This is a genomic window from Zunongwangia endophytica, from assembly GCF_030409505.1.
GTDB lineage: Bacteria > Bacteroidota > Bacteroidia > Flavobacteriales > Flavobacteriaceae > Zunongwangia > Zunongwangia endophytica.
Window position 1 is genome coordinate 921245 of sequence record NZ_JAUFPZ010000002.1, and the last position, 25774, is coordinate 947018.

Sequence of the window (25774 nt, forward strand, 5' to 3'; positions counted from 1 at the left end):
ATCGATATGCCGGAACTTAAATAGCAATTTTAATCCCTTTTTCAGTACAAATCTAAGCGATCTTCTAATAAGAGTACATTGACCTATGTTAGCGAAAGCTGTTAAATACTGTTAAGCTAGATGAGCTCTTTCCTAATTCTACTTAAACTTTCGGGTTTAATGCCTAAATAGTTAGCGACATGGTAATTCGCAATTCTATTTTCTAATTCTGGAAAACGATCGTAAAATTCTAAATAACGCTCTTTACTGCTTTTTTGAAGACTAGACATAATTCTGCAACGTAAGGCTATAAAGGAGTTAGTGACTTTAATTCTAAAAAATCGTTCAAATTTAGGGATACGTCTATAGAGTTCTTCTTGGGCATCTCTATGGATCGCCACTAATTCGCAGTCTTCAAGACATTCTACATTCAACCTTGCGGGATTACCTTCTAGTAAAGCTTCATAATCGCTAATCCACCAATCTTCCATTGCAAATTGCAGATTTGCTTCATTCTCGAAATCATCGCGATAGAAGGCTCGCAAACATCCTTTAACTACAAAATAATTATGATGTACAAATTCTCCATCCCTTATTAAAAGATCCTTTTTAGCATGCTTCACAGGAGTCAGAATGCTTAAAAATTCGGCTTTTTCTTCTTCAGTAAGATCAATAATTTTAGAAACATGATCAAGAATTGGTTGATTCATAGAACTCAGTTTGAATAATTTTTTGGATATAGTCGTGAGCGACCTATTAAACTTTCTTAAATAATTTTCAATGTAATAATTAAATAGACATTCCTCCAACAATAAGTAGTAGTAATGCCTATAAATCATGTCTTAATTATCCAAAATCAACCTGAGAACAAATTTGATTTCATTTAAATCAAAAATACAATGAACGACGCATTAAAAATCTGGCTCATTTTAATCAAATCTGCCGAATTTTTACAAATCTTAAATTTCCATTAATATTTTTTGAAATTAGGAATTTATAGTATTCATTTTTAAGGTATTACCATTGCTTAATGTTGTGTTAATTTCTAACTTTAAAATATAACATAAATACCACCAATTATGAGTCTTAACAGAAGAGAATGGCTAAAAAGAGGCGCGCTTGCGATGGGAGCAGCTGCAGTAGCACCGGCAGATCTTTTGGCCAAAGCCGTTTCTGATGCAAATGCAGAAAACAACAAATTTTTATACAATTATAGTAACTCGTTCGACGAATATACTCCTCCCCGATTTCCAGATCTTAAAACAGTAAAGGCAAGATTGGTTTGGAATGAAAATCCGCACGGTCCTTCTAAATTGGCTGCGGAAGCTTTCCAAAAAGCAGTTACAGAGGGGAATCATTATTCTTGGGGTGCTTTAGGAGCATTGGTTAAGCAAATTGCCGAATACGAAGGTGTCGAACCAGCTAACGTGATGATGGGGCCGGGATCCTCAGATTTATTAGAAAAAACGGCTATTGTAAAATTTCAGCATGGCGGAAATGTAGTTAGTGCAGATCCAAGTTATATGTCACTGGTTAGCGTTGCAAAAGCTGCAGGCGGAAATTGGAAAGCGGTTAAACTTACCGAGGATTATCAGCATGATCTCAAAGCTATGGAAGCGGCTATTGATAAAGACACCAAACTTGTCTATATCACCAATCCTAACAATCCAACGGCTACTATGACCGATACCGAAGATCTTAAAGATTTTTGCAAGCGAGTTTCTAAAGAAGTACCGGTATTTATTGACGAAGCATATATAGAACTTTCTCCTGGCGGACTCAGCTCGAGCATGGCGCCGTTGGTTGCAGAAGGTTATGATATTTTTGTAGCCAGAACTTTTTCTAAAATTCATGGTATGGCCGGGCTTCGTGTCGGATATATGTTAGGAAACAAAGAGTCTTTAGAAGAAATGAATGAGATTACTCGAGGCGGGATGGGATTAACTGGCCCTAGTATTGAAGCTGCTTCAGCAAGTATGAAAGACGAAGCTTACCTTACCGATTGTAAAGCCAAAATTGAAGAAGCTAGAAATTTTACAACATCGTATCTTGAGGGACGTGGTATGGATTATATGCCTTCTAGTACCAACTTTGTGATTTTTCCTATAGCTATGGATGGCGATGAATTTCTGGAAAAAATTTACGAGAAGAAGGTTGTCGTTCGTGCTTTTAAATTTTGGGATCAGGATTGGTGCCGTGTAAGTATGGGAACCATGAAAGAGATGAAATATTTTACTGAAGCAATTGATGAAATTCTAGTCTAGTTATATGGATGTAAGCCTACAAAAAACCATAACTTTTATTCTTTTTATTGCTATAGGATTACTTTTAAAAATGAAATTTAGTACCAAAGCTGAAGTTGTTGGTATTAAAAAAATAATCCTGAATCTTGCCTTACCAGCGACAATTTTTATAGCACTTTTAGGAATAGAAGTTAAAGCAGATCTTCTTTTATTACCGCTTTTGGCTTTGATTTTAAATGCATTGCTATTTTTTATTTTTCCGCTATTATTACCAATTTTAGGTATAGAAAAAGAAACGCCAAATTACCGAACCGCAAAAATGCTAATTCCTTCTTTAGCTCCGGGATTATCATGTTTCCCTTTTGTGCTGGAGTATCTTGGAGATGCTTATTTAGCCAAAGCAGCAATGGCCGATCTTGGGAATAAAGTTTGTGTACTTATGATCCTTTATGTTGTAGCTATGAACTGGCATTATAAAGTACAACAGAAGAAAGCACAATCGGGAAAAGCAAAATTAAAATCCTTGAGTATTGCAATGATTTCTGAACCAGTAAATTTATTTATAGCTGCTGCACTATTACTTGTTGGGTTTGGTTTTAATTTGAATTCGCTTCCATTTTTTGCAAGTGAAACCTTAAGTAGATTAAGTTTATTAATGACGCCTTTAGTGTTACTGTATATTGGATTGGCTGTAAATATTAAAAAGGATCAGTTATTACAGATTTTGGGAATGTTGATGCTACGGGCAGGATTCGTGGTTTTAGCCATTGGATTATTAGTAAGTATCGCCGGAATTGCTATTGAAAATGAAGTATTGTTAATGCTTTCTTTTGGTCTAAGTGCTTGTAGTTTTTGGCCTTTTGCTCATATTTCTGCCGTTGATGCAGCTGAGCGAGATGGAGAGCGAAAAACCTTTAATTCAAATTTTGCTGTAAGCGTCTTGGCTTTATCGTTTCCGCTTTCAACCTTATTAATTTTGGGTATTTTATCGAGTGGAAAACTTTTTGCTGAACCAACAGCTATTTTCCTTTTAGGAGCGGTCTTAAGTGCCGCCGGATTTGGATTACCACTACTATTACAGAAGAAAACAACTAATATTGAAAAAGCTGAAGTTATAAATACCGAATTAGAAATCTCAACTAACAAAAGCTCTTGAAGTTTAACCAACCAATCAATTTGAGCGAAAGGTAGTCAGTTTTTGGCTACCTTTTTTTAATCGAATTGGGAAGAAACTTTTAAAAATAAATAGGAATTCGGCCAATCTTGAGTTTCAGTATGCAATGCTATTTTAATAATGCGAGATTCAAAATCGGTAGCTAATCCATTTTGCAAAATAAACTTCACCGCTTCTTCATAAGACTTGAACATCGATTTATAAAAGGCGTCTTTAATCTTAGAACGATCCTCGGCAAAAGTCTGGGCAATTTCAATATTATACAGCATCAAATCTGCCGTTTTTATGGGATCTACACCTAATTTTTTAAAGTGTTTGATCAGTTTTTGAGCAATCGATCTACGGGCTTTTGGTCGCTTTCGCCGGTTCTCGGGAAAATACTCCTTCCCTATCTTAACTTTCGCATTTTCAATAAGCTTGCGCTCGTTGGGATTAAAGACAAAATTGTAAAATACTTTTACTTCATCTAAACGCTCATAAAGATCCATGATTTGTTCTTCCAGATCTTCCTTATCCAGCTCTTTTAAGTACTTTTTTAATGCTCTTTTGCTCATAATTTAGATCGAAGTCGTTTTATAGACAGTTTTTCGGATATTTTTTGAAATATCTAAAAGCCATTGAAGCTGATTGGTAATAAGTTGCGCTTCCTGAAGCTGTAAACGCATATCGTGATCTGCTAACTCTTTCCCTTCAGCAATTTCCTGATTTCTTATTTTTACTAAATCATCGTATTTTTCATCCAATCTTGATTTTGCTTCCTTCAGTAAGCTAACATTGGTTTTCTTTTGCTCTCCCTGTTCAATTAAACCTTCTTCAGCATTATCCAAACTGTGCAGAATTTGTTTCACAAAAACTTCAAAATGCTCTGATGCATCAGTTGTATTGTGGTTTCTTATGTAGGTTCCCATGGAAGCTAATGCCGATAAAAAAGTTTGGTTTAAACTTACCAATCGATAAATTAAACCTAAGTCTTTTTGCTTAGATTTAGGTTCTTGCGTCATTCGTTGAAAAGCAGTACTCAAATTACCCATTTCTAGAAATGCTTTTTTTCTGGATAATTTATAGCTCGTTGGTAAATCTCCTTTACTGTGATAAAATTTATCGATCTCAACAAAGTAATTTCGATTTGCTGAAATACTAGTTGCGATAATGTTTCGAATATTTTCAGCTTCCCAGGCGGGCCATAATAGAAGATTACCTAAAGCTGCCAATACAGCTCCTACCATGGTGTCTATGATTCTGAACTGTATTACCTCCAATACATCAGGCTTCATTAACGCATATATAAAAATGATACTTAAGGTAATGAAAACGGCAGCGGTTCTATAGTTACGCTGAATTAAAGAAAAGGCCAATGTTAAGGACAGCAATCCAAGTACGCCATAAACATAGACATTTTGAGTGATGAATACGATCCCAACAGCAATAGCACCACCAATTAATGTCCCAATAATCCGCTCTTTTGTTCTGGATTTTGTGAGTCCGTAATTAGGGCGCATTATAACAACAATGGTTAAAAGAATCCAATATGCATTTTGAATGGAGAAAAAAGCACCAATCGAAAACCCAACTAAAACAATGATTGCTAGTCGAAGCGCGTGCCTAAAAATTGGAGAGCCAAAATTGAAATTCTCAACTAAAATTTTAGAAGAATATTCCTGAGGTGTTATAAATTTTAAAGCCTCTTTTTGCTTCATGAAGATGTTGTTCCCCATCTTCAGGTTATTAATTACACCAAAAATAGTATTGATTTTATGTGACTGGCGCTCTTGATAATCAAACAAATTCCGAAGCATTAAAATATGCTCCCGCTTTTCAGAAATATCAATACTCTGTCTGTATTGATTAACCAATTCACGGTTCTTTTCAATATAATCTGAAATTAGATTCTCGGGTACCGGTCTTTTATTTTCAATAGATTTAGAAATTTCTACTAATTGCTCCCCAAAATAGTGGGTAACATCACTAAACATTTTCAGGTACTTTTTATCCTCTTTAAAAAGCGCATCCATACGCTCGTAATTTACAGGATTAGCCATGCCTAATTCTAAAATATCGATTAACTCAATAAAAATTAAAAGTCGCTTTCTTGTATAATTAGAATTCCCTGAAATCTTTCTCGAGCTAATTAGAATTTCCCTTAAACTCTCATGTTTTTGATTTAATTCATTTTGAAGGTCAAATAGTCTTCTCTGATAATTATCTCGCTCTTTTACCTCTAATAGCAATTTAGAGCGCACCTGCAAATATTCTCCTGTAAGTTCCAGACATTGTCCTAAAAGTTGTTCCGTTTCATGTTTAGGATTAAGATAATGCCAAATAAGACTAAGCGTTAAATACCAAAAACCACCAGCTGAAATTAACAAGCAGTGTTGCCACAACGGCATCGAAGTATCTACATTCGCAAAACTAAGAACGACTGCCATTAAGCCTGCAAAAGCTACCATGGATGCTCTAAAGCCATAAATGGCGAGGTAGGAAATTGCAAAAACAACAATTCCCAAAATCGGTAAAGTTAGATAGATATTTACTGAAGCAAATCCAAGAACTAAAGATGTAACACCGGCAAGAATTGCTGCTGCAACAACCCCCACAATTTTATGTTTTAAAGTTCCTATAGTATCACTTGGTGCTGTAAGCAAACAACCTACGGCCATAGGCACACCGATATTGGATAAACCTAATGCATTAAAAATCCCGATCGACGATCCAATACTTAGCGTAAGAATTAAAGCTTTCGTGAAATCTGTGCTGCGTAAAAATCTTAAAATAGAATGCCAATAATAGGATAGTCGTTTATTCAATGCGCTTAGTTAGATTAAGTGTTTATTGCTTTAGATGCAAAGTTATCAATTTAAGATTTGCAAATGTTAAAGCGAAGCTAAACCAATGCTTTGTAATATGATTTTACTGAATTATCAAATATAGTATTAAGGATAAATTATGACGGGCATTTTGGTGATGGTTTTAGATTAAATTAATTTCATAAAAAAATAAGTTATGAGTAAAGTAATCACATTAAAGGAAAGACCTTCCGGAAAACCAGAAGAGAAAAACTTCGAATTTAAAACGGAAGACAAACCTGAAATTGGAGAAGGTGAGATTCTTTTGGAATCGAAATATATTTCTGTAGATCCATATTTAAGAGGAAGAATGCGAGATGAAGATTCTTATATTCCTCCTTTTAAAATTGATGAGCCATTAGCTTCGATGGTTGTAGCTGAGGTGATCGAATCTAAATCTAATGATTTTGAAAAAGGAGATCACGTAAGCGGAATGTTAGATTGGAAAGAAATCCAGAAACATACCGGTGAAGGTTTAAACAAAATCACCAATAAAGATGTACCACTTTCAGCGTATTTAGGAATTCTTGGCTTAACTGGTTTAACTGCTTATTTAGCTTTAGAAACTATCGGAAAGCTTAAAGAAGGAGAAACACTATTGGTATCTGGTGCTGCTGGAGCTGTAGGAAGTGTTGTTGGGCAAATAGGAAAAATTAAAGGTTGTCGTGTTGTAGGTATCGCCGGAACTGATGAAAAAATTGATCATATAAAATCCAAATTTGGCTTTGATGCCGGGATCAATTATAAAACGACAGAAAATATTAAGGAAGATATCGCAAAAGCCTGTCCAGATGGTGTCGATGTTTATTTTGATAATGTTGGTGGCGATATTCTAGATGCTGCAATGCAAAATATTAATGATTTTGCTCGTATTATAAATTGTGGTGCTATTTCAATTTACAATAAAGAAGAAGTACCTAAAGGAATGCGTTTAGAAGGTATTATGGTAAAAAAACGTGCTTTAATGCAAGGTTTTATAGTTCGTGATCATGCAGATCAATTTCAGGATGCTATCAAGCAATTAGGAAGCTGGCTTGCTGATGATAAGTTGAAGTTTGATGAAACGAAACGAGAAGGTTTCGATAATGTACCAAAAGCATTTATCGAAATATTTGAAGGTAAAAATACCGGTAAAATGCTCGTTAAAGTTTAATCTTATAAATTAAGATAATAAAAAACCGCTGATTTTGGTCAGCGGTTTTTTTGTGAAGTTTTTTAACTAGAAATTATTGTGGTTGCTCTGTTGGCATCACGTAAACTTCATTAATATTTGCTCTTCCTGGTTGCGAAAGTGCATAGTAAATTGCTTCAGCAATATCTTCAGATTCCAACGGAGTTAAATCGTTAAGGCTAGAAACAAAGTCTTCCTTAATTTCATCATCGGTGATAGTGTCTGTCAACTCTGTATCTACAGCACCAGGTTCGATAGAAGTTGCTTTAATTCCGAAGTTTGGAGCTAATTCCATTCTTAATCCTTCAGTAAACATTTTTACTGCCGCTTTTGTAGCGCAATAAATAGCTCCACCAGGATAAATTTTGTTCCCTGCTGAAGAAGAAATATTTACAATATGTCCAGACTTCTGCTCTTTCATAGTTGGTAGTACTGCTGCCACACCGTTTAATACGCCTTTAATATTTACATCTACCATAGTATTCCACTCATCGGTATGTAAATTTTTCACGTAAGATAATGGCATTAAACCAGCATTGTTAATTAACGCATCAATACTTCCAAATTCCGCTTTTGCCAATTTTGCAACATTTTCGAAATCTTCTTTTTTAGTAACGTCTGCAGTTACCACTAAAGCCTTACCGCCTTCTTTTTCGATCGCTTCTTTTAAAGACTTAAGACGATCTTCTCTTCTGGCACTAATTACCACGTTAGCACCTTCTTTAGATAGTTTTTTTGCAGTTGCTTCGCCAATTCCGCTTGAAGCTCCAGTAATAATGATTGTTTTTCCCTTAATACTCATAACAGTTTTTTATTTTTTTCTGAATATACTATCAAGATTATTCCAGAGCAAAATAGAAACCTCATTTAGCGGATATTTAACGGCTAAAACAGCATCATGTTAAGGATTTTAAACTTGTTGAAGTATATAAAAGTAATATCTCTCGAGACTTATTAATTACTTTTGCTTAAAAAAGCTTCTATTTCTGAAACTGTTTTTCTTGCCGATCTTCCAACGCCAATTAAGGTTGCAGATGCGAATCCCGTCCATTGGCCAAAACCTACCAACCATAATCCTGATATATCTTGTGCTGAAGTGTAATCGGTTCTTATCTTTCCATATTGGTCAATTTCAACCAAATTTTTTAAATAGTCTGTAGCGTATCCAAAACCGGTGCACCAAATTATGGCGTCAAAATTTTCTTCCTTACCATCCTGCCATTTTACACCATTTTTAGTAATCGCTTCAATATAGTTGAAGTCATTATAAACTCCGCGATCCCGAGCTTCTTTAACCTGCGAAACCATGACAATACTGCCAATATTGTAGTTTTTCGGTTTATATTCTTTTCCTTCTTTTTTAGCTCTATATTTTGCAGAAGCCTGATCGAACAGCTCTTTTCCATCTATATCATCTGGTAAAAATTCAGGTTTATTCTTTACTGCCCATCTGGTTGTAGTGACTTTTGAAAGTTGCGCTAAGATTTGAGCGCCGCTATTCCCCTCTCCTACTACTAATACTTTTTTATTGCTGAAATTTTCGGCTTTATGATATTCTGAAGAATGAAATTGTAATCCTCTAAACTTATTTGTTCCACTAATAGTTGGGATAATTGGTTTTGATTGTGTTCCTGTGGCTGAGATAATGCATTTTGCACTGAAATTTTGATCTTTGCTATTCAGAAGAAATAAATCTTTCTCTTTTTCTATATTCTGAATTTTAATTCCTCTTTTAATCGGGAAGTCGTAACGTTTTTCATACGCGCATAAATAATTAATTGCCTCTTCTTTGGTAGGATATTCCCTTTTAGTCTTAGGCATTAGCCAACCGGGAAGCGAACTATGCTTAGCAGCTGAAAATAGGTCCAAATTCTCCCAGTTCTTTGCCCAGGATCCACCGCATTCTTTGTTGGAATCAAGGATGAGGTATTTCAGCGAAGTTCTTCTAAGATAATAAGCACAGGTTAATCCGCTTTGGCCACCGCCAATAATTATAACATCATAAACCATTTAGCAACAATCCTTTCCGCAGATTTCCTGCTGAAAAAATGCACCCAATAAATCACGAATCTCGTTCCATTTTTCTTCATCTATGCAATAGCAAACGCGTGTTCCTTCAATATCTCCTTTTATGATCCCGATATTCTTTAATTCTCTAAGATGTTGCGATATTGTAGGTTGTGCGAGACCAATTTCTGAAACCAGATCACCACAAATACAACTTTTAGATTTAATAATTTGCTGAAGAATCGCAATTCTAGCCGGATGACCCAAAACTTTAGCCATCGAAGCTATTTTATTCTGACTTTCACTAAAAATTTCGGATTTTGTAATGCCCATAGATGAATTTTAATTGCAATATTACGATAAATATGAGTTCAAAAAAAGCCACAAGATCATGTGGCTTTTCTATGCAATTTCAATAATAAATTACTTTTTTGGTGGCTTAGATGGTCGAACTTCGATTTTACTAGGTAAGGTTCTAGGATTCATTTTCATTAAATCTACCACTAATTCACCAATATCTTCTTTCTGTATTTTCCATGCATCTTCGTCGCTTGGCGTATGTCCATTAAAATGAGTAGCCACAGATCCTGGCATGATCGTACTTACTTTTACACCTTTTTGTCTAAGATCTAGCATTATCGCTTGTGAAAATCCGGTCAACCCAAATTTACTAGCGTTATAGGCCGCGCCGCCCGCAAAGTAATTTGTTCCTGCAAGACTAGAAATACTAATTACGTAACCTTCAGTTTTCACTAATTCTTCTAAAGTAGATTTTACGCTGTAAAATACACCGGTAAGATTTGTTTCTATGGTTGCATTCCATTCTTCCGGAGTCATATCTTCGATAGAATTGAATTTCCCTACGCCTGCATTGGCAACTAATAAATCTAATTTACCAAATTTATCTACCGCAGCTTTTACAGCTTTTTGCTGACTTTCGTAACTTCTAACATCTGCTTCCAGACCAATAATTTCTCCTTTGCTTTCTAATTCTTTCGCAGCATCCTGTGCAGACTCTAATGTTCTACTGGTTATAGCTACTTTAAAGCCCTGATTTAATAAAGCTTCGGCTACTCCGTAACCTATACCTTTACTTCCACCGGTTATAAATGCAACTTTTCCTTTTAAAGCACTCATAGTATATTTTTTTATTTATAAATTCACTTAAAATTAAATCTAACAAAGTAGCTAGGCCTTGTGAAATTATTACTGGTAATTAATTGTTAATTTTAAATCTAAAACCTTTATTAATTTAGGTGTTAAATAGTTTCAGAACTAGCATAAAAAAGTATTTTTGCAAAAACTAGATTTCTTACTACTACAAATAAATACACTTATATTTTGAAACCTTTAGAAAACATAAAAGCTCAAAAGCTGCTGAATAAAATTCAGCGTGATTTAATGCGTAACGGTATAATCACTAATACGTTGATTGGAGATTTAAAACAACTTAGGGATTATGTTGTCGAAGAAGGACAGCCACTGTTAGCTAAAGTGATTCGACTTACTACTGAGCATGTAGAAGAATACCAATCTTTTAATATCGCTATTCCTGAAGATGATCCTATCGAAGATGATGAGGAAAATCAAGAAGTACGTGTTGAAGAGGAAATTACAGGACAGGAAAGTCTTGCGTATCTATTCTCTTTAATGGAAGACCATACTAACAGGGTTAATGAGATTGAATTACGTGATTACATCCAGGCTTTTACAGCATATGCTGAAGAACATTAGAATAGTCTCTTCTGTTTATATTTGATAAGCCAGATTAATTATTTCTAAAAGATTGCTGATGAAGAAAGATGCGAAGTCTAGAAAAAAATCGAGACTGCGCTTAATGCACCAATATTATAAATATACGGGGTTTTATAGTTTTGTTTGGAAAAGTCTAAAAAAAGCTATTTTACCGATTGCATTATTTATAGGTGCTTTATTTGCTTTAGATTATTTTGTACTTGATATAGAGGATACTTTGGTAATGGTGACAGAAAGCTATTCTCCATTAGTAATCCTTAGCATCTTTTTTGCCAGCGAATCGATTTTGGGGCTAATCCCTCCTGAATTATTTATTGCTTGGGCGGGTAAATCTGCAAGCCCAATTTTATTTCTTTCCTTTTTAGCCGTTGCTTCTTATGCAGGTGGAATCGTTTCCTATTATATAGGACGCGGAATAACTAAAATTCCCAGCGTAAGTGAAGCGATGGAAGTTAAACTTGCACAACACATTAAAAATACCCGAAAATGGGGTGGCTTTTTAATTATTGTAGGTGCTTTGCTTCCTATTCCTTTTGCTATTACAAGTATCGCTGCCGGAATTATTAGATTCCCTTTTGGTAGTTATCTTATGTTTGGGCTTTTACGCTTTGTTCGTTTCTATCTTTATGCGCTTGTAATCTTCGAAATGGTTTAACGCTTTATAACATTTTGGCGTATAACTAACTAAACTTGTGCTAAATATCTTTATCCCCCATATTTATTGAGGTATTTTTGATTTTACCAACCTAAAACTCAATAAATGGATTCAAAATTAAAGAAAATTGCACGTACTGGATACGTTGCTAAAGGAGCGGTTTATACAATTACCGGAGTACTTACATTATTAGCTGCACTCGGCGAAGGTGGCCAAAAAGCAGGAAAATTTCAGGCTTTAGAGTTCTTAGAAAAGCAAGCTTATGGAAATGCTATTCTAATAGTTATGGCCATCGGGCTTCTATGCTATGTTGTATGGAGAGGAATTCAACTTTTTCAAGACCCAGAAAATATTGGAAGTGATAAAAAAGGGAAGATAAAGAGAGTCGCTTTTGGAGTGAGCGCAGTGATTTATCTAGCTTTAGCTGTTTCTGCAGTAATGAAAGTTATAAATGCCGGAGGTAGCTCTGGAGGAAGCGGTAGCAAAAGTCCTGATTTTATGACTGGACAAATTGGAGTGATCATATTCGCAATTATAGGTGTTTCGGTTATCGGTGCCGGAATCAACCAGATTAAAAAAGCATACACAAAAAGTTTCTTACAGAAATTCGATTATAAATCTATTTCAGAAGAAAAAAGAAGAAAAACGATTAAGAATACCGGTCTTATGGGACTTATCGCCAGAGGTGTGATATTCTTTATTTTAGGTTATTTCTTTATAAGAGCGGCAATGGAATCTAATACTTCAGATATTAAAAGTACGACCGACGCCTTTTCTTTCATTCAGGAATCTTCTTATGGTCAATATTTATTAGGCGCCGTGGCAGCAGGTTTAGTTTGTTATGGTATTTACATGTTTATGATGGCAAAATATAGAAAATTTAAAGCTTAAGTTAAACTAAGTTAATTTAAGGCTAATTGTATCAGCTCCTTAAGTGAACTGCCATATATTGGCTCTTTAATAAAATAACCAAATCAAAAAAATCAAATTATGTCTATTCTTACAATTATTCTAAACATTTTATTACCACCATTAGCTGTATATATGAAGCACGGTGTGGGTACTACATTATTGATTAGTATCGTACTAACGCTAATTGGATGGATACCAGGAGTTATTCATGCCTTCTTAGTTAATGGAACTAAATAAATAGGAAAGTATTTCATAAAAAAAGTCCGGTCAGTGTTGACCGGACTTTTTTTATGTTCTAATGTGACCAAAATCTATTCCTGTTCACTAACTTTCTTTTCCCATTTCCAAGCACTAGCTAAAGAAGTGTCCAAATTAGTGTCTGCATTCCACCCCAATACTTTGTTTGCTTTCGTAGTATCAGCATAAGCAGCAACGACATCTCCTTCTCTACGCTCAGCTATTTTGTAATTCAATTTTTCTCCAGTAGAACGTTCGAATGAGTGAACCACTTCTAAAACAGAGCTTCCTTTACCGGTTCCTAAATTAAAAACTTCATAATTTGGAGCTTCTTCGTTTTCCAAAAGTCTGGTAAGTGCGCTTACATGAGCTTCAGCTAAATCAACTACGTGAATGTAATCTCTAATGCATGTTCCATCTTCCGTAGGATAATCATCTCCGAAAACAGATAATTGCTCTCTTTTCCCGATAGCAGTTTGTGTGATAAACGGCACTAAGTTTTGAGGAGTTCCTAATGGTAATTCTCCTATTTCCGCAGTTTTATGAGCACCAATTGGATTAAAATAGCGTAAAGAAATTGCTTTAAGACTTTCAGCAACTTTACATGTATCAATAATAATTTCTTCCCCTATTTGCTTGGTGTTTCCGTAAGGCGACTCGGCCTTTTTAACAGGTGATTCTTCTTTTATCGGTAATTCATCGGCCTGCCCGTAAACGGTACAAGAGGAGCTAAAAATAAAATTAGCCCGGTCTTTTTTACTTAATTCCTGTAAAATATAAATTAGAGAAGCTAAGTTATTTTCGTAATATAATAATGGATTTTGCACACTTTCACCAACAGCTTTGGAAGCTGCAAAATGTATTACTCCATCAATATCGTTATGTTTTTCGAAAAAATCTTTTACACTCGATTTTTCTCTAAGGTCTATTTTTTCGAATTCTGGTGTTTTGCCGGTAATTCTGGTTATGCCCGCCAAAACATCTATAGAAGAATTTGAAAGGTTATCGATAATAACCACATCGTATCCTTTTTCCTGAAGAGCAACCACAGTATGCGATCCAATGAATCCCAAACCACCGGTTACTAATATTTTTCCACTCATAATTTAGGTTGATTAACTTGCAAAATAAGCAAAATATCATGAATAATAAATTTAGGGAAGCTTCTTAATCATTTCTTTATTTTAAAGATAATTATCGTTCATAATAGAAAGGAATTCGTAATCAAAAAACTTATCTTTGCAGCTTTAATAATTTTTACATGGACAAAACGAAATCCATTAAGATTTTCAAAATAATAAGCACATTAGAAGCTATTTCCTTTTTGGTTTTGCTACTAATTGCCATGCCTTTAAAATATATTTGGGACATGCCTTCTCTGGTAAGAATCGTAGGAATGGCACACGGAATTTTATTCGTATTATATGTTTTTGGAGCTTATTATATGTATGAAAAATTAAACTGGAACATCAAGCAACTATTAATAGTTATCCTATGTTCGGTGCTGCCATTAGGTCCTTTTTACGTTGAAAGAAAATATTTACCATGATCAAACTGGATGAACTTGTAAAGCAACTTTCCTGCTTACTAGAGGACTTCTTGCTATCAAGCGGAGTAAATTATAAAATTGCTCATTATTCAAATCTATTATTAAATATTTTTGTTCTTCTAGTGGTTGTTCTAGGAGCAAATTATCTTATTAAGCGATTTGTAATTCAGACTTTTAAGACGCTTACCGATAAAACGAAAACTACCTTTGACGATTTTTTGATTCAAAGTAAGTTTCCTAATTATGTAGGGCAGATCATACCTTTAATGCTGCTTTACTACCTGGTTCCTATCGTTTTTGTAGATTATCCGGCTATTCTATATTTGTTTGATAAACTGTTTGATCTTTATGTAATCATCTTATGTATCTGGATCTGTAGAAGTTTACTAAGGACTTCCAAGAAATACTTAAAAACATTACGTCAATTTAATGATAAACCAGTGGATAGCTACATTCAGGTAGTTATGATCATGGTTTGGGTGATTGGACTAATGTTTATTTTTGCTGAAATAACCGGAGAATCTGTTCAACGCTTCATTATTTCTTTAGGTGCGGCCTCGGCGGTACTATTATTAGTTTTTAAAGATACTATTTTAGGATTTGTAGCATCGATACAAGTTGCTGTAAATGATATTGTAAGAATTGGTGATTGGATCACTTTTGATAAATACGGAGCCGATGGAAATGTTACCGAAATAAGTCTGGCTACCGTTAGAGTTCAAAACTGGGATAATACTTTTACAACTATTCCGACTTACAGTTTAATTTCTGAATCTTTCCAAAACTGGAGAGGAATGCAGGAATCCCCAGGTCGTCGAATTAAAAGAGCTGTTTACGTCAAACAGAATTCAGTGAAGTTTATGACTTCAGAAGATCTTAAAGAATTCAATAATATTTCTCTTATTAAAAAATATGTTTCCAGCCGCCAGGAAGAAATAGATAAGTATAATTCAGAAAATAATATTGATCGCTCTCTCCCTTTAAACGGAAGAAATCAAACCAACTTAGGAATTTTTAGAAAATATATCGATTCTTACCTTAATGAACATTCAGCTATTCATAAAGAATTATATATTATTGTTCGCCACCTTGCTCCTACAGATAAAGGGATTCCGATAGAAATCCTATGTTTTAGTAAAGACAAGAGATGGGAGAATTTTGAATATATTACGGCAGATATTTTTGATCATATTATTTCCGCAATGCCCTATTTTGGATTGCAAATATTCGAATCACCTTCAGGAGATGACATCAAAAGATTCTATGGCGTTCAGGAGAAAAATTAACCTAACGTAAACACAGTGCTGCTGCAATTTGGTATAAATTGCTTGTTATGAAACTACGTCGCTTTCTCCAAGTATTTGGCATAATAGCCATTGTTCTTACTATTTTTCCATTTGTAGCCGCAGATTATTGGTGGATTAGAGTATTTGATTTTCCGCATGTACAATTAACTATTCTCACGGGTTTAGCTTTATTGCTCTATTTTATAAAATTCAATATTCGATGGGCAGAGGACTATTTTTTCGTGATTTTGTTGATAGCTTGTCTGGTAGTCCAATCAGGAAAAATTTATCCTTATACCGTTTTAGCTGAACCAGAATTAGGGGATAGCAGTATAGATAAGCCTTCAATTAAGCTACTAACCGCGAATGTTCTTCAAAAAAATAAAGATCACCAAAGTATTTTAGCTGAAGTTGAAAGACTTGATCCAGATTTGCTAATTTTGGATGAAACAAATGCTCAATGGATGAAGGATGTATCGCCAGAATTATCCAAAAAATACCCTTATAAAAAAGAAATTCCGCTAGATAATACCTACGGAATGCTATTTTATTCTAAACTAAAATTAATTGATCCCGAAGTTCATTATATGGTAGAAGATAGTATTCCTTCTATCGACGCTAAATTTATTTTTAGGGGTGATACCATTCAGTTTTATAGCATCCATCCTACCCCGCCAATGCCACAGCATAATCCTACATCATCTGATAGAGACGCAGAAATGATGCGAATTGCTTTACGCACTCATCATTCTAAATATCCCGTTATTGTTATGGGAGATTTTAATGATGTTGCCTGGTCGCAAACTACCAGATTATTTAGAAAAGTTGGTGGATTATTAGATTTACGTATCGGTCGTGGTTTCTATAATACGTTCAGTGCTAAGAATATTATTATGCGTTGGCCGTTAGATCATGTTTTTACTACGGAAGAATTTAGAGTTAAACGATTAGCAGTAGGAAAAGATATCGGTTCCGATCACTTTCCAGCTTTTGCTGAAATAACCTTCGAGCCAGAAAGAGCCGATGCCCAAACTCCTGAACCTCCTACAGAAGAGCAACTTAAAAATGCGAATCAGCAAATAAAAGAAGAGAAAGAAGAGGACCAAGAAAAAGCAAAAAAATGACCATTCAGGAATCAAATCAAATTCACGATTTAGCTTCTGCTACAACCAATTATTATCAAGATTTTATAGATCAGTTACCCGGTATAGGTTTTGGCTTATTATTGATCATATTGGGTGTTTTAATAGGATCTTCTATAGGGAATTTTATAACCAGAAAAATTTCCAGAAGAACTCAGGATCCATTGATGAGTCGCTTTTTGGGGAAGGCTATAAAATTTGTCATTATAGTAATCGCCATCATCTTAGGATTAAAAGCAGCAGGACTTGGTGCTATTGCAACAGGAATTTTCACAGCCGCCGGTGCAAGTGCGTTAATCTTAGGATTTGCTTTTAAAGACATTGGAGAAAACTTTATTTCAGGAGTTATATTAGCTTTCAACAGGCCTTTTGATGTAAACGACACCGTAGAAATTGGAGATAACTTCGGAAAGGTAAAAGCGCTAGAGTTTCGATATACGAAATTGAAAACTTTTGATGGTAAAGATGTGTATATCCCAAATAGTGATGTGCTTAGGAAACCCGTTACAAATTATACCGAAGATGGCTTTTTTCGATGGGATTTTATCATCGGGATTGCTTACGAAGATAATATCGATGCTGCTAAAAAAGTAGTTATGGAAACACTTCAGATGGAGCCGACTGTTATTTCAGACGAATTTCACGAAAACTTTGTGATTGAAGACGAACTAGCAACCAGTACCGTTAACTTGAAAGTATTCTTCTGGGTAGACACCACCGACTTTCGAAAAATGGCGCTGATCACTAAAGGAAATGTAGTAAGAACCGTTAAAGAAGCACTAGAAGATAATGGTTTCTATATGCCTGCAGATATACAGGAAATTAAGCTTTATGGTGGGGAGACAGAATTTCCTGTACGATTGGCTAAGAATATAAAAGAGGGAGATTAATTATTTATCTCCCAATCGATCTTTTACAAATTCGACTTGTGTTTTTCCGTGTGGTTTTGGTTTTCCGTTTTCATCCAGTCCAACCATTACAATTTTATCTACAGTAATGATAGTTTCTCTAGTCATTTTATTTCGAACTTCACATTTTAATGTGATGGAAGCCGATCCAAATTTCACTACTTCGATACCAATTTCAATAATATCACCTTCATTAGCTGAACTTTTGAAATCGATCTCACTCATATACTTAGTTACCGTCTTAGGATTTTCAAGCTGAATAATACTGTACAACGCACATTCTTCATCAATCCACTCTAATAATCGGCCACCAAAAAGTGTTCTATTAGGATTTAAATCTTGGGGTTTGATCCACTTTCTTGTATGAAATCTCATTTTTTATTTTCAAAATTACGAAGAATTCATCCAAAAAAATAGTTTAGCGATCTTCTGAAATGATATTTAGATAGAGTATGAATATCGCCGCGAGTAGTTAATTCCAGATTACAAATAATCGTAGGCCGTTTTTATAATCTCATCATGATCAAAAGCTAATTTTGGCAAATCATCAATACTAAACCATTTGGCATCGGCAGCATCACTATCGCCTTTTAAATTTTCTTCGGAATCTATTAAACTTAAATATACTATTGAAATCATTCGGCCACGAGGATCTCTATTTGGCTTTCCAAAAGTTCCGATTTGCTCGTTATTTTTTACAACCAAACCTGTTTCTTCTTTAAGCTCTCGTTTTGCAGCATCTGGTAAATCCTCATTTTCTTCTACAAATCCGCCGGGCAAAGCCCATTCTCCTTTAAATGGATCGTTTTTGCGCTTTATTAGCACAATTTTAAATCTATCCTTGGATTTGCATAATATTACATTATCTACTGTAACAGCTATTTCTGCATTCATAATTTATTTTTTAGGTGGTAATGTTTTTGGAATCACAATATCGGTTCCAAATTTCTTATTGAACTTTTCAATAAAATATGCCGAAAGTAATGGAGAAGCTTCTTCAAGATTTTGATGTACATAAAAGTACAGTTCTTTTAATCCTTGCTCGTGCCACTCTCCTATTCGTTCCAGCCAATCATCTAATCTTTGATAATCTGAAGGGTGATTTGCGCCATTGTATCGAATAAATGCAGTGTCATTTGTTAATCGCATATGCAACAAATCTCTTCTACCGGCAGAATCTACAATAATGCTCGATATATTATACTTTACTAATAATGCATTTAATTGGTCGGCTACTTCAGTATCGTTATGCCAATCGGTATGTCGAAGTTCTACAGCAAGCGGAATTTCTTTGGGCCAATGTTTAAAAAAAGGTTCTAGTCTCTCCATCCATTTCGGCATGAAATTATCTGGCATTTGCAGGAAGCAGCAACCCAATTTTTCTTTTAAAGGCATCATATTCGCAACAATATCATCCACTAAACGTTCCGTGTCATTTAGACGTTTAATATGACTAATGATTCGTGGAACTTTAGGCGAAAATTGAAAATCGTCTGTAGCTTTACCGTACCAGGTTTCAAACTGTGTATCGGGAAAGATTCTATAAAAAGAGGCGTTTAATTCTATGGCATTGAATTGCGTTGCATAAAAGGTAAGCTCGTCTTTCGTACCACGTGGATAAAAGTTTTTTAGATCCTGACGATTCCATTTAGCACATCCAATTCTAACATTCTCAAATTTTGAGCTCTCCTGCTTATTTAAAATTTCTTTTGTTTGAGGATGATCTTTGGGAAGCGTAAAATCTACACTTCCCGGATCATCAACTTTTCCAAATTTCATGGATTATTCTTTAAATTAATATTTGTTGAAATACACTGTTTTTCTATTCACGAATTCCTGAATTCCGTGAGAAGAAAGTTCTCTACCGTATCCTGAAATTTTAGTACCTCCAAAAGGCAGTCTGGGATCGCTTTTTACAAGCTCATTTACAAAGACTGCTCCGTCTTCAAATTCAGAAATAATTCCTTCAGCAAAATCAAAATCTTCTGTAAAAATGGAAACTCCCAATCCAAAATCTGAATAATTAACCAAGTCTATAGCTTCCTGATTCTCCTTAAAAGTTGTTACCGAAATGGCTGGTCCAAAAGTTTCTTCATCAAAAACTCGCATTCCCTTTGTAACATTAGTTAAAATGGTAGGTTCGTAATAGGCTTTATTGCGTTTACCGCCTAAAACGATCTTTGCTCCTTTTTCTACAGAATCTTTTACCTGCGCTTCTAAATCTTCAGCAAGATCTTCACGGGCTAGCGTACCAATATAAGTATCTTCGTCCATAGGATCTCCGCTTTTAAGGTCTTTCACCTGTTTTACGAATTCTTCCATAAATTGATCTTCGATACTCTCATGTAATAACAAACGCTTACCGGCGATACAACTTTGCCCAGTGTTTTGGTATCTTGCCTGTACACAGGTTTCTACCGTTTTTTGAATATTTGCATCTTTAAAAACTACCAGCGCATTACTACCGCCAAGTTCTAAAACTGATTTTTTAATTTTGCTACCTGCTGTGGAAGCTACGGCGCTACCTGCTGGTTTACTTCCGGTAAGTGTAACCGCTTTAACGCGATCGTCCTTTAAAATATCATCTATTTTGCTACTAGAAATCACTAAATTTTGAAAGCAATCTTTTGGAAAACCAGCATTTTCAAAAACTTTTTGAATATTATTCGCAGATCGCATCACATTGCTGGCGTGCTTTAATAGCCCTATATTTCCTGCCATTAACGCAGGCACAGCATATCTAAAGGCTTGCCAAAAAGGATAATTCCACGGCATGATCGCTAAAACAACGCCTATCGGCTCGTAACTTACATAACTTTTTTGAGCATCGGTTTCAATCGTTTCATTAGCAAGGTGATCTTTGGCATTTTCAGCATAATATTCACAAACCCAGGCACACTTTTCAATTTCTGCCATAGCCTGAGAAATTGGTTTACCCATTTCTGTCGTAATATCTTCGGCATAGGCTCTTTGATTCTCACGCAGTTCTTTCGCTGCATTCAGCATTAAATCACGTTTTTCATCATAACTTACCTTGCGCCATGTTTTAAAACGATTATCAGCTCTTTCGATCGCTGCATTTACTTCTTCTTTTGTATATTCTTTAAATTCCTCTACAACTTCTCCTGTATACGGATTTTTTGAAGTGATCATAAAACAATTTTTTTTAATGGTTTTTCTTAAAGATAACAAGAAGAAAACAGCACTACCGAACGATTAAGATCATTTTAACTCATTTTGTGCAGACTATGTTCTGCTAGTTGGCGAAGTTTCAGCAACTCTATTTGAATACTGTAAAAAAGTTGTTTTGTTTATAACCGGTTTACAAGTAATTTTTTGGTGTGGTTTATGCGCTTTAATAATTAGTATATTAGATAAAACGCCTTTATTATGAATCCGCGTGATTACCAATTAACCCAACTAAGGCCAGAAATTCCTTCCGCAAAAGTTTCAGAAAATATGAGTGCTGAAGAGAAATTTCAAAACGGGACTCTTCGGCCTATTGTTAAACTTCAAAATGATTTACTGGTAGAAGCTTTTAGAAATTATATTAGAAAGCATAAAAATGCATTTTATGAGCTAGGCATTGATAAGCGAATGATGTATGTTGAAAATGCATTACAGCGAGATATAAAATTCCGAAATAGCTTAAAAGGTATGATTATAGGACAATTTACAATTGAAGAATACCGAAATTATATCGAAAATTCTTCTGCTTTAAATAAGCGAATGATGAATTTGGTTAAGCAAAGATTGCAGGATAATATTCAGCTTTTAGAACGCGATATGGCGTACTAAAAGTCCGATTATAATTGTTATCGAAAAACTCATAAGTGTCCCGATAAGCACGTATTCTGTTTGTTTACGTGCACTTGCTTCATTTTTATCTGCAAATCGAAGTATAGACTTCGCAGCTATAAGAAAACCGATGGCTGAAAAGTTATCGGTTAAGATTAAAGTTAGCACTAAAATACGTTCAAAAATACCAATATAGCGTCCTGCAGCTTTTAAGCTTAAAGATTCCTTCGTGTTCTTAAGAATCTCATCATGCCATTTTTCTGTCGCTTTGCCAATTATAAAACCTACCGGAAAAATGACCAATAGATATGCGATTATTATAGCTAAAAACATATAAGAATCTAACAGTGCTATCAAATTAGGCACTATAATATTAAAGCCTGAAATTAAATACAGATAAGCGATCGTTATGATTATGATGTGGAATAATTGATCGAGTAAAAAATAGGTGAGATTATCCTTCTTTTGATTCAATTTCCATAAGTCTATTAAAAAATGAGTAAGACTAATAAAAATAGGAATAAGAATTTGATCCCAATCTCTCAATATTAGATAAGAAAAGAAACCAGCTAAAAAAGCATGAATATAAAGAAATACAGACTTCGATTTTTTCTTCTGCTTTTGCTTAACCCATTTTGATGTTTGGAAAACAAAATCGGTAAGAATATGCGCTAAAAGAAGTTGTAAAAAAATCATTAGTTTTCTTTAAATGTTGCTGAAATTTTCTCTTCGTAACGTTTCAATAAAGCTGAAATTGGATCCCAAGCTGCAATCTTTTTACGTTGATTAATAGCACTTTGACTTATACCAACTATCTTTGCGATTTCCTTTTCTTTATATCCCTGAAGTAAATAATAAATAACTTCAGCTGAAGCAGTACTCCATCGGTCTGCAATAAAATCGAATAAAGCTAAACTCGTATAAAACTCCCTATTTAAATCGATATTAGGAGTTTTCAGCATTAATTTTCTGCCATTAGATTTCATATCGTCCAGCGTTCTCCCAGAGAGTTGAAATGCTTCTCCGTTACTTTCAGAAATTTCATCACGTTTTAAATCATAACCACCAATCCCTATAGCGATTCTCAGATCTGCTTTGATAGCTGAAGAATCTTTACTTTCTAATTTATTTAATGCTGTTTTCAAAAATAAAGAAAATAATAAGGCATTTTCTGGATTAGTGATGATTCCCTGAAAGCTGTCACCTCTATAAATTTTGAAATTACTTTTTTCTTCGGAAAAATTTTCAGCAAAATTGTCAAATTCTTTCTGCAAGGTTTCTAACACCAATTCCAGAAATTCTGGTGGGTAAGAAGAAGAATCTATCAAATCTGCGGTAATAACTGCTATCATAGTCTCAAATATATAAAATATAAGCCAAATAACTAATATTATGTATTTATAAGCTTTAAGACTTATAATATATATTTATAAGCTTTTAGGCTTATTTATTACTAAGTTGAAATTATATGGATACTAAACTTTTATTAATTCTTAGACTAGCCAAAAACAGATAAGTATTTTTAGAACAACTAAAAAAATGACAATGAAAACTAATAAAAAAGAACTGTATTACAATTGCATTGATATGATTAATGCTAAGATCGAACAACATCAAAATCGCATGGACGAAATCAAACAGTCTATGGAAAATAATGATATTAAAACCGATTATGATGAAGATAATAAAGGCCAAATGCTTGGAGACTTTGAAAAGTATGCCGGTTATCTAAGCGAAGCCCAAGAACAAAAAGAAGAGCTAAGTAAAATAGACCCAGAGCATAAAAATAATGTGATAGGATTGGGTAGCGTAGTTGAAACCGATAGAAATTATTATTTTATTTCTATTCCATTAGGCGAAATAAGCATGGAAGACGGAAGCCAGATCTTTGCGATCTCTACAAAAGCTCCCATTTATAAAGAATTAGAGGGAAAACAACCCGGAGATAAGTTTACTATTAATGATGAAGAACACGAGATAAAAGGAATTGAATAATCCTTATTCTGGATATTCTATACGTAAATGATAGATATTCTTAAGTTTACGCTTCAGAATTTTCTTAATCATTTGAATCTCTTTAAATGTAATATTTGCATTTAAGAATTGTCCATCTTCCATTTGCTTATTGATAATTTTTTCAACAAAACTATCTATAAGTATGGAAGTTGGTTCTTTTAAACTTTTACTAGCTGCTTCAACACTATCACACATCATTAAAATAGCAGTCTCCTTGCTAAACGGAATAGGACCTGGATATCTAAAATCATTAGCATCTACTTCACCATCAGCCTCTTTAGCTTTCATATAAAAATAATATACCGTACTCGTCCCATGGTGTGTACGAATAAAATCGATTACTCGATCTGGTAAATTATTTTTTCTGGCAGTCTCGATCCCTAAAATAACATGATCGATAATGATTTTCGCACTTTCCTTTGGTGCAAGATCATCATGAGAATTCACTGAAGAAATCTGATTTTCGGTATAATATGTAGGATTTTCCATTTTCCCGATATCATGATATAACGCTCCTACCCTAACCAGCATCGCATTAGCATTAATCTCGTTAGCTGCAGCTTCAGCCAGATTTGCAACATTTAAGGAATGGTGAAACGTACCAGGTGCTTTTTCTGAAAGTTCTTTTAGTAATACACTATTTGTATCAGATAATTCCAGCAATGACATATCTGAAACCATTCCGAAGATTTTCTCATAAATATAGATTAGAGGCTGTACAAACAATGTCGCTAAACCTCCTAATAGGAAGGTGAGAAAAACTTCAGCTTTTATATCTTCTATAGTTCCTTCCTGAATAATCGTGAATGCGAAATAAGAGACAATATATACCAGTGTAATTTGACCAACAGATATAAAAAGATTCGCTCTCTTGTATAATTCTGATATCGTCAAAATCGTTACAATTCCCGCAATTATCTGCAAAAACATGTATTCGTAGCTATTCGGAACAATAAATCCTAAAAGCAACACCGTAATTACGTGCGTAAACATTCCCAGGCGCGCATCAAAAAATGCTTTTAAGCTTAAAGGAAGAATACAAAGCGGTACAACATACACATAATTAACATCAAAATTTACAACCAATGTCGTTAACATCACCATAAAAATGATGTTGAAAAAGATAAAAGTCACCTTTACATTATTCTCAAAAATCTCTCTACGATACTTCTGAATAAATAAAAGTAACATCAACAATGCCATAGCGACAAGGGCGCTATAACCAACGATAATCCAATTATAATTTGATTTGCTCCAAACCTGAGATTCATATTCGGCTTTTAAAGAGCGTAAAATATCATACTTATTTCCTTCTACAACTTCACCTTTTGCGATCACCCTGCTGCCCTGCTCGATATTCCCACGAGTATAGGAAATGTTATCCAGTTTGCTTTGTAAAACACGTTCGGTGAATTCGTTATCATAGAACATGTTAGGAGAAATACTATTAAAGAAAACCTCTAAGAGATCGTTGCTAAACCGATCTAGATTAGCATCATAGATCTTTTGATTAATGTAATCTCTTATCTCTCTTTGTTTAAAAACATTTTGATAAGGAATCTCAAACGCTTCGTTACCTTTACGCAAATAGATAAGGTCGCCAGGATCCATACGCTCGTTTTCCTGAGCCAGACCGTAACGATAAATATCGTCTAATCTAGAAGTTACAAAATTGGTAATTAGATTACGATTGCTGGTAAGTATACTGTCTCCAAATACCTCGTTAATTTCTTCTAACGCCTTATTCTTTACATTGTCAGCGATTTGCTGATCATATTCATAATAAGGAATGTTATTGGCAGAAATAGCTTCTCTTTCAAGTTTTAGCTCTTCTTCAGATTTTAAGATTGCAAAATCAAACGGAGCATAAAGACTCTCGTGCTGCCATGGTTTTCCTTTAGGAATTTCATATTTGAATTTTCCTCCCTTGGGCAGCAAATAAACAATTAAAACTGCCGTTAGTATGAATAAGAAAACCTTGTAAAAAAGCGCTTGATTTTTGTATAGCTTGTTTACGAAATCCACCATATAAGTCGAAGTATTCGCCAAATGTACTAAAAATTAGTGGTCATTAAGGACGTCTTGTCAAGTTCCTTATA

At 34.4% G+C, this 25774-nt stretch carries 28 protein-coding genes; 13 read left to right on the forward strand and 15 right to left on the reverse strand.

Annotation, left to right across the window (positions count from 1 at the left end; all coding sequences use genetic code 11):
• Positions 1-116 precede the first annotated feature (116 nt).
• Positions 117-689 (reverse strand): Crp/Fnr family transcriptional regulator, encoded by a 573-nt coding sequence (locus tag QWY91_RS04155; RefSeq protein WP_290231985.1) that lies wholly within the window; start codon positions 687-689, stop codon positions 117-119.
• Between the two features lie 369 nt (positions 690-1058).
• Here QWY91_RS04155 and QWY91_RS04160 point away from each other — a divergent pair, with 369 nt between their 5' ends.
• The gene (locus QWY91_RS04160; RefSeq protein WP_290231987.1) at positions 1059-2243 is read left to right on the forward strand and encodes a pyridoxal phosphate-dependent aminotransferase; all 1185 of its coding nucleotides are present in this window, start codon (positions 1059-1061) and stop codon (positions 2241-2243) included.
• A 4-nt stretch (positions 2244-2247) separates the two neighbouring features.
• Positions 2248-3378, forward strand: coding sequence for an AEC family transporter (locus tag QWY91_RS04165; protein ID WP_290231988.1), 1131 nt, complete (start codon positions 2248-2250; stop codon positions 3376-3378).
• Between the two features lie 56 nt (positions 3379-3434).
• Here QWY91_RS04165 and QWY91_RS04170 read toward each other — a convergent pair whose 3' ends face one another.
• The gene (locus QWY91_RS04170) at positions 3435-3950 is read right to left on the reverse strand and encodes a DUF6155 family protein (RefSeq protein ID WP_290231990.1); all 516 of its coding nucleotides are present in this window, start codon (positions 3948-3950) and stop codon (positions 3435-3437) included.
• Positions 3951-3953: 3 nt separating this feature from the next.
• A complete protein-coding gene (locus QWY91_RS04175; RefSeq protein ID WP_290231992.1) occupies positions 3954-6200 on the reverse strand; it encodes an FUSC family protein in 2247 nt (748 codons plus the stop codon).
• A gap of 196 nt (positions 6201-6396) precedes the next feature.
• Here QWY91_RS04175 and QWY91_RS04180 point away from each other — a divergent pair, with 196 nt between their 5' ends.
• Complete coding sequence (locus QWY91_RS04180; RefSeq protein ID WP_290231994.1) at positions 6397-7392, forward strand: NADP-dependent oxidoreductase; 996 nt, start codon at positions 6397-6399, stop codon at positions 7390-7392.
• Positions 7393-7465: 73 nt separating this feature from the next.
• On the opposite strand, the gene QWY91_RS04185 is transcribed toward QWY91_RS04180, so the two are convergent.
• The 4 genes from QWY91_RS04185 to QWY91_RS04200 form a co-directional block, all read right to left on the reverse strand.
• On the reverse strand, positions 7466-8212 hold the full coding sequence (locus QWY91_RS04185; RefSeq protein WP_290231996.1) for an SDR family oxidoreductase: 747 nt from the start codon (positions 8210-8212) through the stop codon (positions 7466-7468).
• Between the two features lie 152 nt (positions 8213-8364).
• Positions 8365-9420, reverse strand: coding sequence for an ArsO family NAD(P)H-dependent flavin-containing monooxygenase (locus QWY91_RS04190; RefSeq protein ID WP_290231998.1), 1056 nt, complete (start codon positions 9418-9420; stop codon positions 8365-8367).
• On the reverse strand, positions 9421-9750 hold the full coding sequence (locus QWY91_RS04195) for an ArsR/SmtB family transcription factor (protein WP_290231999.1): 330 nt from the start codon (positions 9748-9750) through the stop codon (positions 9421-9423).
• 90 nt (positions 9751-9840) lie between these two features.
• Positions 9841-10554, reverse strand: a complete 714-nt coding sequence (locus QWY91_RS04200) for an SDR family oxidoreductase (RefSeq protein ID WP_290232001.1) — start codon at positions 10552-10554, stop codon at positions 9841-9843.
• Between the two features lie 204 nt (positions 10555-10758).
• On the opposite strand from QWY91_RS04200, the gene QWY91_RS04205 reads away from it, so the two are divergent.
• The 4 genes from QWY91_RS04205 (at position 10759) to QWY91_RS04220 (ending at position 12976) form a co-directional block, all read left to right on the forward strand.
• Entirely contained in the window at positions 10759-11151 is a 393-nt protein-coding gene (locus QWY91_RS04205; protein WP_290232003.1) for a hypothetical protein, read from the forward strand.
• 58 nt (positions 11152-11209) lie between these two features.
• A complete protein-coding gene (locus tag QWY91_RS04210; protein WP_290232005.1) occupies positions 11210-11827 on the forward strand; it encodes a YqaA family protein in 618 nt (205 codons plus the stop codon).
• A 105-nt stretch (positions 11828-11932) separates the two neighbouring features.
• Positions 11933-12718, forward strand: a complete 786-nt coding sequence (locus QWY91_RS04215; protein WP_290232007.1) for a DUF1206 domain-containing protein — start codon at positions 11933-11935, stop codon at positions 12716-12718.
• Positions 12719-12817: 99 nt separating this feature from the next.
• Complete coding sequence (locus QWY91_RS04220) at positions 12818-12976, forward strand: YqaE/Pmp3 family membrane protein (protein ID WP_270064222.1); 159 nt, start codon at positions 12818-12820, stop codon at positions 12974-12976.
• Between the two features lie 74 nt (positions 12977-13050).
• Here QWY91_RS04220 and galE read toward each other — a convergent pair whose 3' ends face one another.
• Positions 13051-14079, reverse strand: a complete 1029-nt coding sequence (galE, locus tag QWY91_RS04225) for a UDP-glucose 4-epimerase GalE (protein WP_290232012.1) — start codon at positions 14077-14079, stop codon at positions 13051-13053.
• A gap of 158 nt (positions 14080-14237) precedes the next feature.
• Here galE and QWY91_RS04230 point away from each other — a divergent pair, with 158 nt between their 5' ends.
• Genes QWY91_RS04230 through QWY91_RS04245 form a run of 4 tightly spaced genes read left to right on the forward strand, consistent with a single transcriptional unit; the run spans position 14238 to position 17843 of the window.
• Positions 14238-14525 (forward strand): DUF3817 domain-containing protein, encoded by a 288-nt coding sequence (locus QWY91_RS04230; RefSeq protein WP_290232014.1) that lies wholly within the window; start codon positions 14238-14240, stop codon positions 14523-14525.
• A complete protein-coding gene (locus tag QWY91_RS04235; protein ID WP_290232016.1) occupies positions 14522-15811 on the forward strand; it encodes a mechanosensitive ion channel family protein in 1290 nt (429 codons plus the stop codon). Before QWY91_RS04230 ends, QWY91_RS04235 begins: the two co-directional genes overlap by 4 nt.
• A gap of 47 nt (positions 15812-15858) precedes the next feature.
• Positions 15859-16935, forward strand: coding sequence for an endonuclease/exonuclease/phosphatase family protein (locus tag QWY91_RS04240; protein ID WP_290232018.1), 1077 nt, complete (start codon positions 15859-15861; stop codon positions 16933-16935).
• Positions 16932-17843 (forward strand): mechanosensitive ion channel family protein, encoded by a 912-nt coding sequence (locus QWY91_RS04245; RefSeq protein ID WP_290232020.1) that lies wholly within the window; start codon positions 16932-16934, stop codon positions 17841-17843. The genes QWY91_RS04240 and QWY91_RS04245 overlap by 4 nt, the downstream gene beginning before the upstream one ends.
• Here the strand turns inward: QWY91_RS04245 and QWY91_RS04250 are convergent, their stop codons facing one another.
• From QWY91_RS04250 to QWY91_RS04265, 4 genes are all read right to left on the reverse strand, one after another.
• Positions 17844-18236, reverse strand: a complete 393-nt coding sequence (locus QWY91_RS04250; RefSeq protein ID WP_290232022.1) for an acyl-CoA thioesterase — start codon at positions 18234-18236, stop codon at positions 17844-17846.
• A gap of 108 nt (positions 18237-18344) precedes the next feature.
• The gene (locus QWY91_RS04255; protein ID WP_290232023.1) at positions 18345-18755 is read right to left on the reverse strand and encodes an NUDIX domain-containing protein; all 411 of its coding nucleotides are present in this window, start codon (positions 18753-18755) and stop codon (positions 18345-18347) included.
• A gap of 3 nt (positions 18756-18758) precedes the next feature.
• A complete protein-coding gene (locus QWY91_RS04260) occupies positions 18759-19640 on the reverse strand; it encodes a DUF72 domain-containing protein (RefSeq protein ID WP_290232025.1) in 882 nt (293 codons plus the stop codon).
• A gap of 15 nt (positions 19641-19655) precedes the next feature.
• On the reverse strand, positions 19656-21014 hold the full coding sequence (locus QWY91_RS04265) for an NAD-dependent succinate-semialdehyde dehydrogenase (RefSeq protein WP_290232027.1): 1359 nt from the start codon (positions 21012-21014) through the stop codon (positions 19656-19658).
• A 237-nt stretch (positions 21015-21251) separates the two neighbouring features.
• Here QWY91_RS04265 and QWY91_RS04270 point away from each other — a divergent pair, with 237 nt between their 5' ends.
• Complete coding sequence (locus QWY91_RS04270; RefSeq protein ID WP_290232028.1) at positions 21252-21659, forward strand: glyoxalase; 408 nt, start codon at positions 21252-21254, stop codon at positions 21657-21659.
• Here QWY91_RS04270 and QWY91_RS04275 read toward each other — a convergent pair.
• Complete coding sequence (locus QWY91_RS04275; protein ID WP_290232030.1) at positions 21636-22355, reverse strand: DUF3307 domain-containing protein; 720 nt, start codon at positions 22353-22355, stop codon at positions 21636-21638. The two genes, QWY91_RS04270 and QWY91_RS04275, sit on opposite strands and share 24 nt — an antisense overlap.
• Positions 22355-23011, reverse strand: a complete 657-nt coding sequence (locus QWY91_RS04280) for a SatD family protein (protein ID WP_290232032.1) — start codon at positions 23009-23011, stop codon at positions 22355-22357. Before QWY91_RS04280 ends, QWY91_RS04275 begins: the two co-directional genes overlap by 1 nt.
• 193 nt (positions 23012-23204) lie before the next feature.
• Here QWY91_RS04280 and QWY91_RS04285 point away from each other — a divergent pair, with 193 nt between their 5' ends.
• Positions 23205-23654, forward strand: a complete 450-nt coding sequence (locus tag QWY91_RS04285; RefSeq protein ID WP_290232034.1) for a transcription elongation factor — start codon at positions 23205-23207, stop codon at positions 23652-23654.
• Positions 23655-23657: 3 nt separating this feature from the next.
• Here QWY91_RS04285 and QWY91_RS04290 read toward each other — a convergent pair whose 3' ends face one another.
• Positions 23658-25703 (reverse strand): HD family phosphohydrolase, encoded by a 2046-nt coding sequence (locus QWY91_RS04290; RefSeq protein WP_290237060.1) that lies wholly within the window; start codon positions 25701-25703, stop codon positions 23658-23660.
• Between the last annotated feature and the right edge of the window lie 71 nt (positions 25704-25774).